Genomic DNA, 14,327 nt, shown 5'->3' with positions numbered 1-14,327 from the left:
CTCCGGGGAGAGGGAAGGAGGTTGCCGCTACTCGCGCCTACTCGAACTCGAGGATCGCCGCGTCCACCGCCAGCGCATCTCCCGGCGCGAAGTTTGCGGCCTTGACCACCCCCGCCCGCTCGGCGCGGAGGATATTCTCCATCTTCATCGCCTCGACCACCGCGAGCGCCTGCCCCGCCTCGACCTTGTCGCCCGGCGATACATGGAGCTGGCTGAGCAGTCCCGGCATCGGCGCGAGCAGGAAGCGGCTCATGTCGGGCGGCACCTTCTCGATCATGTGGTGGCGATACTGCGCGACATGCGGCGGGAGCACCTCGACGCGATGCGACGCGCCGTGCGCCGTCAGCCGCCAGGCCGATCCCTTGCGCTCGACGCCCAGAGTGAGCGCTTCCTCGTCGATCCGCACGGCGAACAGCGGCTCGCCGAGCCGCCAGTGCCCGACGACTTCCATCGGCTCGCCCGCCCCACGCACCAGCTCGATGCCACCCAGGCTCTCGACGGTCAGCTCGAACCGCTCGCCATCGATGGTGACTACGCGCTCGCCTGCCGCCTCGGTGCTGCCGTTGAGCTGGCCGCTGATCTGTGCGGCGCGCACCGCCCGCGTCCGGTCGATCACCGCCGCCGCCGCCGCGAGCTTGCGCTTGAGCGCCGCCGACGCCGGCGCGCCTTCAAAGCCCTCGGGATATTCCTCGGCGATGAACCCGGTGGTGAGTTCGCCCGAACGAAAGCGCGGGTGCTGCATGATCGCCGATAGGAAATCGATGTTGTGCCCAATCCCCTCGATCCGGAAGCGATCGAGCGCCGCGACCTGGCGATCGGCCGCCTCCTCGCGCGTCGGCGCCCAGGTCACCAGCTTGGCGATCATCGGATCGTAGAACATCGAGATCTCGCTGCCCTCGGTCACGCCGTCGTCGACCCGGGTCACCCCCGCCTCGTCGCGCGCCTCGACAGGCGGGCGATAGCGCACCAGCCGTCCGGTCGATGGCAGGAAACCGCGATAGGGGTCCTCGGCATACACCCGGTTCTCGATCGACCAGCCATGAATCTTCACCTCGTCCTGGGTGAAGGCCAGCGCCTCACCCGCCGCGACGCGGATCATCTGCTCGACCAGGTCTATGCCCGTGATCTCCTCGGTCACCGGGTGCTCGACCTGGAGCCGGGTATTCATCTCGAGGAAGTAGAAGCCGGTGCCGCTGGTATCGGCGCCCGAGACGATCAGCTCGACCGTACCCGCCGAATAATAGCCTACCGCCCGCGCCAGCGCGACCGCCTGCTCGCCCATGGCCTTGCGCATTTCGGGCGTGACGAAGGGCGACGGCGCCTCCTCGACCACCTTCTGGTGCCGCCGCTGGATCGAGCATTCGCGTTCGTTAAGATAGACGATGTTGCCGTGCTGGTCGCCGAGCACCTGGATCTCGATGTGGCGCGGGCTCTCGATGAACTTCTCGATGAACACGCGATCGTCGCCGAAGCTTGCCAGCCCTTCGCGCTTGGTCGCCTCGAATCCTTCGCGGACATCGGCCTCGCTATAGGCCAGCCGCATCCCCTTGCCACCGCCGCCGGCCGAGGCCTTCATCATCACCGGATAGCCGATCTCGGTGGCGATCCGCACCGCATGCTCGGTATCGTCGATCTCGCCGACAAAGCCGGGGACGACGTTCACCCCCGCTTCCTTGGCGAGCTTCTTCGACTCGATCTTGTCGCCCATCGCCGCGATGGCATTGGGCGGCGGCCCGACGAACGCGATTCCCGCCTCGGCGCAGGCCCGCGCGAAGCTCTCGCGCTCCGACAGGAAGCCATAGCCCGGATGGATGCAGTCCGCCCCGGTTTCCTTGGCGGCGAGCAGGATCAGTTCGGGCTTGAGGTAGCTCTCCGCCGCGGGCGCCGGCCCGAGCCGCACCGCCTCGTCCGCCATCAGCACGTGCGGCGCGCGCGCATCGGCGTCCGAATAGACCGCAACGGTGGCCAAGCCCATCTTCTTGGCGGTGCGCATCACGCGGCACGCGATCTCGCCGCGATTGGCGACCAGGATTTTCTTGAACATCAATGGTCCTCGACAAGGGCGGCAAGCTGCTTGGTGCGCTGCTCGGTAAGTTCGGCGCGGCAGCCCGCGATCAGCATCGGTTCGGCGCTGCCGCCGCGCATGCGATAGCCGTCGCTGCGGCAATGCTCGTCGCGATAGGCGAGCCACGCCCGCTGCGCCTTGAGCAGCTGGTCGGCATAGCCGGGGCGGCCGTCGCCCGAAGGCGATCGATCGGCAGTGCGCTCCGCCGCCAGCGTGAGCTTCCACTGCCCGTTCATCGCGCGATCCGCCGCTTCGAAACGCAGTGTCTCACAGCGGTTCATGTCCGACTGCGTGACCGGATCGGTGCAGTTCGGCGCATGAGCGCTGACGAACAATAGGGCGAGGAACATCATTCGGCTGCCTCCAGTTCGGCCTTGACCTGCGCGGGCATCGCCACAAGCCCCAGCCGCTCGAACAGCGCCGCGTCCTTGTCGTCGCCGGCATTGCCGGTGGTGAGCAATTTGTCGCCGGTGAAGATCGAGTTGGCGCCGGCCAGGAAGCACAAGGCCTGAGTGGCATCGCTCATGCTCTCGCGCCCGGCCGAGAGCCGGACCATGCTCTCGGGCATGGTGATCCGCGCCACCGCAACGGTGCGCACGAACTCGATATCGTCGATCTTGGCGAGCGGCGTATCGGCAAGCATGTCGCCGAGCACGGTGCCCTTGACCGGCACCAGCGCATTGACCGGCACGCTCTCGGGATGCCGCGGCAGCGTCGCCAGCTCATGGATAAAGCCGACGCGATCCTCGCGCGTCTCGCCCATCCCGACGATACCACCGCAGCACACGTTGATCCCCGCCTGACGGACATGCTCGAGCGTGTCGAGCCGCTCCTCGAAGCTGCGCGTGGTGATGACCTCGCCATAGCGCTCGGGCGAGGTATCGATATTGTGGTTGTAGTAATCGAGCCCGGCATCGCCGAGCATCGCCGCCTGGGCCGGCGTCAGCATGCCCAGCGTCATGCACGTCTCCATCCCCATCTGGCGGACGCCCTGCACCATCTCGACGATCGCGGGCATGTCGCGATCCTTGGGGTTGCGCCACGCCGCGCCCATGCAGAAGCGGCTCGAGCCATTGTCCTTGGCCTGCGCCGCCGCCTGGAGCACCGCGCGGACGTCCATCAGCTTGGTCGCCTTGAGCCCGGTCTCGGCGTGCACCGACTGGTTGCAATAGCCGCAATCCTCCGGACAGCCGCCCGTCTTGATCGACAACAGGGTCGAGAGCTGGACCTGGTCGGGCGCGTGGTGCGCGCGATGCTTCTCGGCCGCGCGGAACAGCAACTCGGTGAAGGGCAAGTCGAACAGCTCGGCGATCTCGTCGCGGGTCCAGTCGTTCCTGAGCCCCTCCCCTTCAGGGGAGGGGCTAAGAAGTATCTCGTTCATTCGGCAGCCTCGTCGATCGGCGGCAGATTATGCCCCAGCAGCTTGAGCACTTCGGCCGCCGCGTTGACCAGATTGGTCCCCGGTCCGAAGATCGCCTGCACGCCGTGCGCGCGCAGGAACTCATAGTCCTGCGGGGGGATCACCCCGCCCGCGACGACCTTGATGTCCGCCCGTCCGGCCTCCTTGAGGGCCGTCACCAGTTCGGGAATCAGCGTCTTGTGCCCGGCGGCGAGGCTCGACGCGCCGACGACGTCGACGTCCTTGTCGATCGCCAGCGCGCAGGTTTCCGCCGGCGTCTGGAACAACGGCCCCGAGACGACGTCGAAGCCGAGATCGGCAAAGGCGCTGGCGACGACATTGGCGCCGCGATCATGCCCGTCCTGCCCCATCTTGGCGACGAGCACGCGCGGCTTGCGCCCGGCGCGGCGCTCGAACGCGGCGACGCCTTCCTCGGCGCGCAGCCAGCCCTTGTCCTCGGCATGCGCGGGGCCATAGACTCCCTTGATCGGCGTCACTCCCACCGCGTGGCGCCCAAACGCGACTTCCATCGCCGCCGACATCTCGCCGAGCGTGCAGCGGGCGCGGGCCGCCTCGACACACAAAGCGAGCAGGTTCTCGTTGCCCTGCGCGCCGCGGCGGAGGTTGCCCAGCGCCGCCTCGGCTGCGTCGGCATCGCGTTCCGCGCGGGTCTGGGCGATACGCTTGATCTGGTCGGCGCGGACCCGGGTGTTGTCGATCTCGAGGATGTCGATCGGCGTCTCTTCGGCGAGGCGATACTTGTTGACCCCGACGATCACGTCCTCGCCGCGATCGACGCGCGCCTGGCGGGCGGCGGCGGCGCGCTCGATATGCTCCTTGGGCATCCCGCTCTCGACGGCATGGGTCATGCCCCCCAGCGCCTCGACCTGCTCAATCAGCGCCCAGGCCTTGGCGGCGAGCTCGTTGGTCAGCGCCTCGACATAGAAGCTCCCGCCCAGCGGATCGACGACATGCGTCATCCCGGTCTCTTCCTGGAGGATAAGCTGGGTGTTGCGCGCGATCCGGGCGGAGAAGTCGGTCGGCAGCGCCACTGCCTCGTCGAGGCTGTTGGTGTGGAGCGACTGGGTACCGCCGAAGGTCGCGGCCATCGCCTCGATCGTGGTGCGGATGACGTTGTTGTACGGATCCTGTTCGGTGAGCGACACGCCCGAGGTCTGGCAATGGGTACGCAGTGTCTGCGAGCGCGCGCTGCCGCCGAACCCGGCAATGATCCGGCTCCACAGCATCCGCGCGGCGCGCAGCTTGGCGACTTCCATGAAGAAGTTCATGCCGATGCCGAAGAAGAACGACAGCCGCCCCGCGAACGCGTCGATATCGAGCCCGCGCGCCTGCGCCGCGCGGACATAGGCCATGCCGTCGGCGAGCGTGAAGGCGAGTTCCTGCACCGCGGTCGCCCCCGCCTCGTGCATGTGATAGCCCGAGATCGAGATCGAGTTGAACCGCGGCATGTGCTGCGCGGTATAGGCGATGATGTCCGCGATGATCCGCATCGAGGGTTCGGGCGGATAGATGTAGGTGTTGCGGACCATGAACTCCTTGAGGATGTCGTTCTGGATGGTCCCGGTGAGCTGGTCCTGGCGGACGCCCTGCTCTTCCGCAGCGACGATGTAGAAGGCCAGACACGGCAGCACCGCGCCGTTCATCGTCATGCTTACCGACATCTCGTCGAGCGGGATGCCGTCGAACAGGATCTGCATGTCGGCGAGCGTATCGATCGCCACTCCGGCCTTGCCGACATCGCCGGTGACGCGCGGATGGTCGCTGTCATAGCCCCGGTGCGTGGCGAGATCGAACGCGATGCTCAGCCCCTTCTGCCCGGCGGCGAGGTTGCGGCGATAGAAGGCGTTCGATTCCTCGGCGGTCGAGAAGCCGGCATATTGGCGGATCGTCCAGGGCCGCCCGGCATACATCGTCGCCTTCACGCCCCTCGTAAACGGCGCGAAGCCGGGGAGGCCCGGATCGGGTGCATCGGCGGCGGTGTAGAGCGGCTTGACCGCGATCCCCTCGGGCGTGTGCCAGGTGAGATCGGCGTCCTTGACTTCCTTCGCAGCAAGCTTCGCCCAGGCGTCGAGATCGCTCACTTTGGTGCTCCTGCGAAAGCAGGAGCCGAGGGCCGCGAGTGATGCCCATTGTTACCCTGGGTTCCTGCTTTCGCAGGAGCACGACGAACGCACATACTCACCGTCCCTTGAACTCCGGCTTGCGCTTCTGGAGGAACGCCATCCCGCCCTCGATCGAATCCGCCGTCCCGCGCGCGGTGCGCTGGTTGTCGGCCTCGCGCGCCATCGCCTCGGCATAGCCTCCGTCGAGCGCCGCGTGGAGCTGGCGCCGGATCAGCCCGAGCGCCACCGTCGGCCCCGCCGCGAGCCGCTCGGCGAGCCGCCATGCCTCGCTGTCGACTACGTCTTCGTGGACGACTTCGTACACCATGCCCCAGTCGCGCGCCTTCTCGGCGTGGACCTTTTCGCCGAGCAGCATCATCTCGAGCGCACGCGCCCGCCCGACGATCCGCGGCAGCATCCAGCTCGCCCCGCCATCGGGCACGAGCCCGATATTGACGAACGCCTGGAGGAAATAGGCATTGCTCGCCGCGATGCAGAAATCGGCGGCGAGTGCCAGGCTGCACCCGATCCCCGCCGCAGGCCCGCGCACCCCGCTCACCACCGGCACGTCAAGCTCGGCGATCGCAAGTAGCGCCGGATTGTAATGCTCGGTCAGCGCCGCATGGCTCGTCTCGCCGGGATCGCCTGCCGACAGGCCACCCGCGACATCGGCCCCCGAGCAGAATGCGCGGCCGGCGCCGAGCAGCAGCACCGCGCGCGCGCCATCGAGGTCGCCGATCGCCGCCTTGATCTCGTCGAACATCGCAGTCGGCGCGGCATTGAGCCGCTCGGGCCGGTTGAGCGTGATCGCCAGCACGTCGCCGCGCCGCTCGGTGAGGATGTGTTCGTAGGCCATCAATGCTCGCCCTTCGGCGTCTCCATGATCTCGGTGAGAACGCCCCCCATGTCGCGCGGATGCACGAAGAAGATCATCGTCCCGTGCGCCCCGATCCGCGGTTCGCCGAGCACCCGCGCGCCCTTGGCCTCGAACCACGCCTTGGCTTCGTCGATATCGGGCACCTCGTAGCAGAGATGATGCTGCCCCCCCGCCGGGTTCTTGGCGAGAAAGCCGTGGATCGGCGAGCCTTCGCCCAGCGGCTCGATCAGCTCGATCTGGGTATTGGGCGTATCGACGAAGCACACCTTCACCCCCTGTGCGGGCAGATCGAAGGGCGCGCGGATCACTTCCGCCCCCATCGTGTCGCGATAGAAGGCGATGGCGTTCGCGATCGAAGGCGTCGCGACGCCGACATGATTGAGACGGCCGAGTTTCATCCGGTTCCGAAGCTCCCGTCAGCAAGCTGCTCGAGAAACTCGATCCGACGGTCGAGGGCATCCTCGTAGCAGCCTGTCTCGCGCTCGCTGATCGACGAATTGGAGCCGCCACCGAACGCTGCCTGCACCTTGCAATCATTGTCCACGAACTGCGTCCACGACATCTGAGACCGCATGAGGTAGTCGGGATTGCTCCGATTGTCCTGACTGCCATAGCGAGCGAAGTTGCCGCGAACCGCAGTCAACGCCTCAGTATAGAGCGAAGCGAGCCGCCGCTTCTTCGCTTCTATACGCCTGTCGACACATTCGCGCTCCACGAACGGATCGACATTGTCGCACGACGCACCAATCGATTGTCGCGCCGCGGCTCCCGAAGACGGGATTGCAGCAAGGACGAGTAACGCCAGCTCAAAGCGGAATATTGTCATGCTTCTTCCACGGGTTCTCGAGCTGCTTGCCCCGCAGCTTCCGTAGCCCCAGCGCCACCCGACGCCGCGTGGAATGCGGCAGGATTACTTCGTCGATGAACCCCTTGCTCGCCGCCACGAACGGATTGGCGAAGCGCGCCTCGTACTCGGCGGTGCGCTCGGCGATCTCCTCGGAGGTCTTGCCGCGGAAGATGATCTCCACCGCGCCCTTCGCCCCCATCACCGCGATCTCCGCGGTGGGCCAGGCGTAGTTCAAGTCGCCGCGGAGGTGCTTCGAGGCCATCACGTCGTACGCGCCGCCATAGGCTTTCCGAGTGATCACGGTGATCTTAGGGACGGTCGCCTCGGCATAAGCGAACAGCAGTTTGGCGCCATGCTTGATGATCCCCGAATGCTCCTGCCCGACGCCCGGCAGGAAGCCGGGAACGTCGACGAAGGTCACGATCGGGATGTCGAACGCATCGCAGAAGCGCACGAACCGCGCCGCCTTCTTGCTCGAATTGATGTCGAGCACCCCGGCGAGCACCATCGGCTGGTTGGCGACCACACCCACCGTGCGCCCCTCGATCCGGCCGAAGCCGATCAGGATATTGCCCGCATGCGTCGGCTGCAGTTCGAAGAACTCGCCTTCGTCGAGCACCTTCCGCACGCACTCGTGCATGTCATAGGGCTGGTTGGCGCTGGGTGGGATCAGCGTGTCGAGGCTGTCCTCGATGCGATCCCAGGGATCGTCGCACGGCCGCTCGGGCACGGCCTCGCGGTTCGACCCCGGCAAGAAGTCCACGAAGTCGCGGGCCGCGAGCAGCGCCTCGATATCGTTATCGAAGGCCACGTCTGCGACCCCCGACTTCGTGGTATGCGTCACCGCACCACCCAGTTCCTCCTGCGTGACGATCTCGTTGGTAACGGTCTTCACTACATCTGGGCCGGTGACGAACATATACGATGAATCCTTCACCATGAAGATGAAGTCGGTCATCGCGGGAGAATAGACGGCCCCGCCTGCGCAGGGCCCCATGATCAGGCTGAGCTGCGGCACGACGCCGCTCGCAAGCACGTTGCGCTGGAACACCTCGGCATAGCCGCCGAGCGACGCGACGCCCTCCTGGATGCGCGCGCCGCCGCTGTCGTTGAGGCCGATGACGGGCGCGCCGACCTTCATCGCCATGTCCATCACCTTGCAGATCTTCTGCGCGTGGCGCTCGCTGAGCGAGCCGCCGAACACCGTGAAATCCTGGCTGAACACGAAGACGAGCCGGCCATTGATCGTGCCGCTGCCGGTGACGACGCCGTCGCCGGGAATGATCTGCTCGGCCATGCCGAAATCGACGCAGTTATGCTCGACATACATATCGAGCTCCTCGAACGATCCCTGGTCGAGCAGCACTTCCACGCGTTCGCGCGCCGTGAGCTTGCCCTTGGCGTGCTGCGCGTCGATGCGCTTCTGCCCGCCGCCCAGCCGGGCCGCGGCGCGGCGGCGCTCCAGTTCCTCGATCGTCGACGACATGCAGGTCTCCAGCAGGTGGCGCCTTCTGCACAGGGGACGCACGGCCGCGCAAATGCAATGTTGTAAAGTTGCGGCGGAGAGGTTTGCAGAATATGATCCAACTATGAGAAGCGCGTGCCGCCTGCCCAACAACACGCCCCTCCCTGAAAGGGAGGGGATGGGGGTGGGTGCGAGCGAAGCGAGCCCTCGTGAGGAGCGCGACCCTGCAGGCCGTGCACCCACCCCCCACCCCTACCTTGCAGGGAGGGGAGTTTGAGATCCCCCCGCCGCCGGCTGTTCGAAGGCTTCCGCCTGCGTGAGCTGCGCCGCCGCCTCGGCCTCAGCCAGGCGGCGATGGCGACGCAACTCGGCATTTCGGTCCCCTATCTCTCGCAGATCGAGAATAACGGCCGCCCGATAACCGACGTCGTCCTGCTCGCGCTCGCTCGCGAGTTCCCGATGGAGGCGGCCGACATCGGCACCGAGGCCGAGACCTCCGCGCTGCTTCGCACGATCGACGCCGCGACCGACACCAGCATCCCCGCGCACGCGCTGAGCGAGCCCGATGTCCGCCGCGGGCTCGAGCAGCAGCCCCTCCTCGCCCGCCGCCTCGTCGCGGTCCACGAGGCATGGCGCCGCAGCCAGGAGCAGCTCCGCGTCCTCGACGACCGCTTCGATACGGGATCGAGCGACGCAGCCCCCCTCCCCTGGGAGGAAGTGCGCGACTGGTTCCAGGCCGAGGGCAATTACATCGACGTGATCGACCGCTCGGCCGAAGCGCTCGCCGACGCGCTCGACGAGGGTCCGGTCACCCAGGCGCTCGAAGACCGGCTGCGCCGCTGGCACGGGGTCCGCGTGACCGGCGAGGATTCCGACGGCAGCCAGCTCAGCCGCTTCGACGAAGCGACACGCACGCTCGCGCTCAACGCCGGGCTCCCGCTCGAAAGCCGCGCGTTCCTGCTCGCGCATCGGCTGGTGCGCTACGAGTTCGCCAACGAGATGCATCATGTCGTCGCCGAGGCCGGGCTCGCCGGCCAGGCGTCGCGCGAACTGCTCAGCGTCGGCCTCGCCAATTACGCCGCCGGCGCGCTGCTGATGCCGTACAACGCCTTCCGCACCCGCGCTCGCGAGGTCCGCCACGACATCGATCGGCTGCGGCAGCGCTTCGGGGTGAGCTTCGAACAGGCGTGCCACCGCCTCTCGACGCTCCAGCGCCCCGGCGCGGCCGGCCTGCCCTTCTTCTTCTGTCGCGTCGATATGGCGGGCAACATCACCAAGCGCCACTCGGCCACCCGGCTCCAGTTTGCGGCATTGGGAGGCGCCTGCCCGCTGTGGATCGTCCACGAGGCCGTGGCGATCCCCGACCGCATCCTGGTCCAATTGGCCGAGATGCCCGACGGCACGCGCTACGTCTCGATGGCCAAGGGACTGGTCAAGCCGTCGGGCAGCTATGCCCGCCCGCCGCGGCGCTACGCGGTCGCCTTGGGCTGCGAGGAGGCCCATGCCGCCGACTTCGTCTATGCCGACGACCTCCGCCCCGGCGGCGCGGCCACGCCGATCGGTGCCAGCTGCCGTATCTGCCCGCGCACCGATTGCGACCAGCGCGCCTTCCCGCCCGCGGGATCCGTCATCGAGATCGACGCCGACCGCCGTAGCGTGGTGCCCTACGCGTTTCGCTAGGGCTTCGGTTGCATCCGGCCTACAGGCCACGGCCACGCTACCGGGAGAAATCGATGCCCTTCGTCAGTGTCACTCGCCTGCGCGTCCGGTCGTGGCGCTTTCTGCCTGCCTTCTTCCTCCATGCCTATCGAACCAGCCGCCAGGCCTCGGCCGCGTCGGGGTTCCGTGCCGGAGCGCTGCTGCCCGATCGCCGCTGGACCTTCTGGACGCTGACCATCTGGGACCAAGCCGCCGACATGCGCGCCTATATCAAGGCAGGCTCGCACAAGAAGGCGATGCCAAAGCTGATCCACTGGTGCGACGAGGCGAGCATCGTCCATTGGGAGCAGCCCGACCTGACGATGCCAAGCTGGCCCGAGGCCGATGCACGCATGCGGCGTGAAGGCCGGCCCTCAAAGGTCCGCAACCCAACGCCCGCGCATCTGGCGATGGACTTCGCCCCTCCCCGCCCGGGCGCCGGCGCGCCCATCACGCCGCGCCAGCGCTGACCCGAGACTCGGCGAAGAGGAGGTGCACCATCAGATGTTGCGGTTCGCCGAACCCACCGCACGGTTGTAGGAATCGACCATCGATTGCGCGTCGCTCGCCGAATGCGACTGCTTGAGCTGACGATAATGGCCGATCATCGAGCCGAGCATGTCGGCGACGATCTCCGAAACGCCGAGCCGACTCTTCTCGAGGGGCTCGGTCGCCTTGGCCTTGCCTTCGGTCACGGCCTTTTTCTGCTCGGCGAGCGACTTCTCGAGCGAGGCCAGGATCGTGTCGCCCTTGGCGAATACCGCGGGATCCTTGAGGTCCTCGGGCTTTCCGAACAGCTGGACCAGATCCTCGGCCTGCACCAGCATCGCCTTGTTGTAATAGTCGACCATGTTCCCGTCGGCCTTGAGCTTGGCCAGCTCGGCCTCTGCTCCGGCGCGGCGCTGCTGGACCAGCGTGGCGTCGAAATCCTCCATCGCCTTCAGGGCCGCATCGAACTCGGCGGTCATCTGCGCATCCTCGGCCTTGCCGCGCTTGAGTGCGTCCTCGCGATACGCCTTGGTGTTGTAGTAATCGTGCAGCGGCCCGAGCCGCGCCATCAGCTTGGTCAGCGCAGTGTCGAGCGCCTCCGCCTTCGTGTCGAGCACTCCCACCGAGCCCGGAAGCGCCCGCGCTGCCTTGAGCTTGCCCTGCGCGGTATCGATCCAGCCCTTGCTGATCGAGATATTGTCCGATGGCGAGCGCGTGGCGATCCGCTCCTCCTTATATTCGTCGGCGGTCCGCGGCAGACCGAACGTGTCGATCAGCGCGTTGTACGCCTCGGTATAGGCGCTGACCTTGGCGGCCGCATCGGGCGACGCCGCGACTGCGACCGCGTCGTTGCCGCCGCCTCCGGCACCCCCGCCGCACGCCGTCAGCAGGACCAACCCCGCCAGGGCGACACCCTGACCCAAACTGAGCACGCGCATATCGGACTTCCCCTCGATCGTTGCGACAGCGCAACGCATCTTCGCGGATTTCGATCCCTGCACGACCCCGCAGTTGCCGCTCCCCTCCCGGGCATGGCATAGTGGCCGAAAATCGCCTTGGGAGAGGTACAATGGCCACCGCTTTGCGCGCGTCGCAGATGACCGAAGCCGAATGGGAAGCACGTCAGCAGCTTGCCGCCTGCTATCGCGTGTTCGATCATCTCGGCTGGTCGGAGATGATCTACAACCATATCACGCTCAAGGTGCCGGACGAGGAAGGCGCGTTCCTGATAAATCCGTTCGGGCTGCATTTCAGCGAAGTGAAGGCATCGAACCTCGTCAAGATCGACATCGACGGCAACAAGCTCGACGACTCGCCCTATCCGGTCAACCGCGCCGGCTTCGTCCAGCATGCGCTGTTCCACCGCCACCTGCCCGACGCGCATTGCATCGCGCATACCCACACCACCGCGGGCATGGCAGTGAGCAGCGTCGAGGGCGGGCTGCAGCCGGTCAATTTCTATGCCTGCAACTTCGCCGGCCAGATCGCCTATCACGACTTCGAGGGCGTCACCGTCCGCGACGAGGAAGGCGAGCGCCTCCTCGCAAACCTCGGCGAAAAGCGCGTGATGCTGCTGCGCAACCACGGCATATTGGTGATGGGCCGCACCGTGCCGGAAGCGTTCATCATGCACTGGGCGCTCCAGCGCGCCTGCGAGATCCAGGTCGCCACTGCAAGCATGGGCACGCCCCTGGTGGTTTCCGACGAGGTCGTCGCGGTCCACCAGCGCGACCTCCACATGGCGCAGGTGCCCGGCGGCCCCGGCGCCGCCGACTTCGCCGCGATGGTCCGGCTGGTCGATCGCACCGACAAGAGCTGGCGCGACTAGCGAATCTGCCGCGATGTGATAGGCGCCCCGCATGACCGATATCCAGTCGCTTCCCTATCGTCCCTGCGCGGGCGTCATGCTGGTCAATCGCGATGGCTTGGTGTTCGTCGGTCAGCGGCTCGATTCGGTGCTCGAGGCCTGGCAGATGCCGCAGGGCGGGATCGATCCGGGCGAGGATCCGCTCGATGCCGCCTGGCGCGAACTGTGGGAAGAGACCGGCGTCGCGCGCGAGCATGCCGAGCTGGTCGCCACCGCGCCCGACGAGCTGACCTATGACCTGCCCGATGACCTGATCGGCAAGGTTTGGAAGGGCAAGTGGCGCGGCCAGCGGCAACGCTGGTTCCTGTTCCGGTTCAGCGGCGAAGACGCGGATGTGAACATCGCCACTGCCGAGCCCGAGTTCCGCGCATGGCGATGGGCGGCGCCCGCCGACCTTCCCGACATTATCGTCCCGTTCAAGCGCCACCTCTACCGCCAACTCCTGGAAATATTCGCCGAAGAACTCGAAACGCTTCGTCGGGCGTAACGATCGGTCCGTCGCGCACTGCCCTTTTAGCGCCCTATTAATATGACTAGGGCGTTGGGCATGCGCGCCCTGCTCTTCGCCCTGCCGCTGCTGTTGGCCAATACCGCGGCTTTCGCGGCCGAAGACCCGGTGATCCCGCCGACGATCAAGTCGATGCTCGATTCGGCAATGGCGGCGGGCAGCGAGGGCGATGTCTCGGTGATCGTCAAATACGCTAGGACCGCCGACCCCGCGAGCGCCGACCTGGTCGTCAAGATAGCCAGCGACTGGCGCAACGATCGCGTCGCGAAGGCCAATCGCCGCATCCGCGAGGCCGACTTCTTCGATCTGGTGAAGGGCCGTGCCGAGCTGGGCGGCTATGTGCAGACCGGCAACAGCGAGAATATCGGGCTCACTGCCGTGGTCGAGGTCAAGCGCGAGGCGCTCGAATGGCGCCACAAGCTGCGCCTGCAGGCGGATTACCAGGAGAGCCTCGGCATCGTCACGCGCGAGCGCTATCTCGCCGCCTATGAGCCGAACTGGAAGTTCGACGATCGCGCCTACATGTATGGCGCCGCGCAATATGAAAGCGATCGCTTCTCGGGCTTTTACGACCGCGTCTCGCTGTCTAGCGGCGCGGGCTACAGCGCGGTCAAGTCGCCCAAGGTCAAGCTCGATCTCGAACTCGGGCCGGCATATCGCCTCACACGCTTCATCGACGACAAGACCGAGAGCAACATCGCCGCGCGCGGCAGCCTGGATTTCGGCTGGAAGCTCTCGCCCAAGATCTCGCTGACGCAAAATGCGTCGGCCTATCTGCAGGACGCCAACAGCACGGTGTCGAGCCGCTCGGCGCTGCTCGCCAAGCTGTTCGGCCCGCTTTCGGCGCAATTCTCGTACACGCTCCAGTACGAAAGCATGCCGCCGATCGGCCGCGAGACCAAGGACACCACCAGCCGGGCCGCGCTCGTCGTCGATTTCTGACGCAGGGCCAGAGCCGCAAGCTATGGCCCGCTTCGTCGACAAGGTGT

At 66.6% G+C, this 14,327-nt stretch carries 14 protein-coding genes; 5 read left to right on the top strand and 9 right to left on the bottom strand.

What is annotated here, in order from left to right:
- Positions 1–37: 37 nt before the first annotated feature.
- The 8 genes from RZN05_RS04890 to RZN05_RS04855 all read right to left on the bottom strand — a co-directional run bounded on the left by RZN05_RS04890 (position 38) and on the right by RZN05_RS04855 (position 8,797).
- Positions 38–2,044 (bottom strand): acetyl/propionyl/methylcrotonyl-CoA carboxylase subunit alpha, encoded by a 2,007-nt coding sequence (locus RZN05_RS04890; protein WP_317225498.1) that lies wholly within the window; start codon positions 2,042–2,044, stop codon positions 38–40.
- Positions 2,044–2,418, bottom strand: a complete 375-nt coding sequence (locus RZN05_RS04885) for a lysozyme inhibitor LprI family protein (RefSeq protein ID WP_317225497.1) — start codon at positions 2,416–2,418, stop codon at positions 2,044–2,046. The genes RZN05_RS04890 and RZN05_RS04885 overlap by 1 nt, the downstream gene beginning before the upstream one ends.
- Entirely contained in the window at positions 2,415–3,446 is a 1,032-nt protein-coding gene (gene bioB, locus RZN05_RS04880) for a biotin synthase BioB (protein WP_317225496.1), read from the bottom strand. Before bioB ends, RZN05_RS04885 begins: the two co-directional genes overlap by 4 nt.
- Positions 3,443–5,566, bottom strand: coding sequence for a methylmalonyl-CoA mutase (gene scpA / locus RZN05_RS04875; protein WP_317225495.1), 2,124 nt, complete (start codon positions 5,564–5,566; stop codon positions 3,443–3,445). The genes bioB and scpA overlap by 4 nt, the downstream gene beginning before the upstream one ends.
- A gap of 97 nt (positions 5,567–5,663) precedes the next feature.
- Positions 5,664–6,443, bottom strand: coding sequence for an enoyl-CoA hydratase-related protein (locus RZN05_RS04870; RefSeq protein WP_317225494.1), 780 nt, complete (start codon positions 6,441–6,443; stop codon positions 5,664–5,666).
- Positions 6,443–6,862, bottom strand: coding sequence for a methylmalonyl-CoA epimerase (gene mce / locus RZN05_RS04865; protein WP_317225493.1), 420 nt, complete (start codon positions 6,860–6,862; stop codon positions 6,443–6,445). Before mce ends, RZN05_RS04870 begins: the two co-directional genes overlap by 1 nt.
- Positions 6,859–7,290, bottom strand: a complete 432-nt coding sequence (locus RZN05_RS04860) for a lysozyme inhibitor LprI family protein (protein WP_317225492.1) — start codon at positions 7,288–7,290, stop codon at positions 6,859–6,861. The genes mce and RZN05_RS04860 overlap by 4 nt, the downstream gene beginning before the upstream one ends.
- A complete protein-coding gene (locus RZN05_RS04855) occupies positions 7,271–8,797 on the bottom strand; it encodes an acyl-CoA carboxylase subunit beta (protein WP_317225491.1) in 1,527 nt (508 codons plus the stop codon). The genes RZN05_RS04860 and RZN05_RS04855 overlap by 20 nt, the downstream gene beginning before the upstream one ends.
- 252 nt (positions 8,798–9,049) lie before the next feature.
- On the opposite strand from RZN05_RS04855, the gene RZN05_RS04850 reads away from it, so the two are divergent.
- A complete protein-coding gene (locus tag RZN05_RS04850) occupies positions 9,050–10,456 on the top strand; it encodes a helix-turn-helix domain-containing protein (RefSeq protein ID WP_317225490.1) in 1,407 nt (468 codons plus the stop codon).
- Positions 10,457–10,509: 53 nt separating this feature from the next.
- A complete protein-coding gene (locus RZN05_RS04845) occupies positions 10,510–10,944 on the top strand; it encodes a DUF3291 domain-containing protein (protein ID WP_317225489.1) in 435 nt (144 codons plus the stop codon).
- A gap of 30 nt (positions 10,945–10,974) precedes the next feature.
- Here RZN05_RS04845 and RZN05_RS04840 read toward each other — a convergent pair whose 3' ends face one another.
- The gene (locus tag RZN05_RS04840) at positions 10,975–11,901 is read right to left on the bottom strand and encodes a DUF3829 domain-containing protein (protein WP_317225488.1); all 927 of its coding nucleotides are present in this window, start codon (positions 11,899–11,901) and stop codon (positions 10,975–10,977) included.
- 131 nt (positions 11,902–12,032) lie between these two features.
- Between RZN05_RS04840 and RZN05_RS04835 the strand changes: the two genes are divergently transcribed.
- The 3 genes from RZN05_RS04835 to RZN05_RS04825 are packed head-to-tail and all read left to right on the top strand — an operon-like array spanning position 12,033 to position 14,280.
- Positions 12,033–12,791, top strand: coding sequence for a class II aldolase/adducin family protein (locus tag RZN05_RS04835; protein ID WP_317225487.1), 759 nt, complete (start codon positions 12,033–12,035; stop codon positions 12,789–12,791).
- 31 nt (positions 12,792–12,822) lie between these two features.
- Positions 12,823–13,317 (top strand): RNA pyrophosphohydrolase, encoded by a 495-nt coding sequence (locus RZN05_RS04830; RefSeq protein WP_317225486.1) that lies wholly within the window; start codon positions 12,823–12,825, stop codon positions 13,315–13,317.
- A gap of 60 nt (positions 13,318–13,377) precedes the next feature.
- Complete coding sequence (locus RZN05_RS04825; RefSeq protein ID WP_317225485.1) at positions 13,378–14,280, top strand: DUF481 domain-containing protein; 903 nt, start codon at positions 13,378–13,380, stop codon at positions 14,278–14,280.
- Positions 14,281–14,327 lie beyond the last annotated feature (47 nt).

This window comes from Sphingomonas sp. HF-S4 (assembly GCF_032911445.1).
Lineage (GTDB): Bacteria > Pseudomonadota > Alphaproteobacteria > Sphingomonadales > Sphingomonadaceae > Sphingomonas > Sphingomonas agrestis.
This window is presented reverse-complemented; position numbering and strand designations above follow the sequence as displayed.

Excerpts from the sequence above, each read along its gene's own strand:
- RZN05_RS04890 (WP_317225498.1), bottom strand. The coding sequence starts at position 2,044 with ATGTTCAAGAAAATCCTGGTCGCCAATCGCGGCGAGATCGCGTGCCGC.
- RZN05_RS04885 (WP_317225497.1), bottom strand. The coding sequence starts at position 2,418 with ATGATGTTCCTCGCCCTATTGTTCGTCAGCGCTCATGCGCCGAACTGC.
- bioB (WP_317225496.1), bottom strand. The coding sequence starts at position 3,446 with ATGAACGAGATACTTCTTAGCCCCTCCCCTGAAGGGGAGGGGCTCAGG.
- RZN05_RS04870 (WP_317225494.1), bottom strand. The coding sequence starts at position 6,443 with ATGGCCTACGAACACATCCTCACCGAGCGGCGCGGCGACGTGCTGGCG.
- mce (WP_317225493.1), bottom strand. The coding sequence starts at position 6,862 with ATGAAACTCGGCCGTCTCAATCATGTCGGCGTCGCGACGCCTTCGATC.
- RZN05_RS04860 (WP_317225492.1), bottom strand. The coding sequence starts at position 7,290 with ATGACAATATTCCGCTTTGAGCTGGCGTTACTCGTCCTTGCTGCAATC.
- RZN05_RS04855 (WP_317225491.1), bottom strand. The coding sequence starts at position 8,797 with ATGTCGTCGACGATCGAGGAACTGGAGCGCCGCCGCGCCGCGGCCCGG.
- RZN05_RS04845 (WP_317225489.1), top strand. The coding sequence starts at position 10,510 with ATGCCCTTCGTCAGTGTCACTCGCCTGCGCGTCCGGTCGTGGCGCTTT.
- RZN05_RS04840 (WP_317225488.1), bottom strand. The coding sequence starts at position 11,901 with ATGCGCGTGCTCAGTTTGGGTCAGGGTGTCGCCCTGGCGGGGTTGGTC.
- RZN05_RS04835 (WP_317225487.1), top strand. The coding sequence starts at position 12,033 with ATGGCCACCGCTTTGCGCGCGTCGCAGATGACCGAAGCCGAATGGGAA.
- RZN05_RS04830 (WP_317225486.1), top strand. The coding sequence starts at position 12,823 with ATGACCGATATCCAGTCGCTTCCCTATCGTCCCTGCGCGGGCGTCATG.
- RZN05_RS04825 (WP_317225485.1), top strand. The coding sequence starts at position 13,378 with ATGCGCGCCCTGCTCTTCGCCCTGCCGCTGCTGTTGGCCAATACCGCG.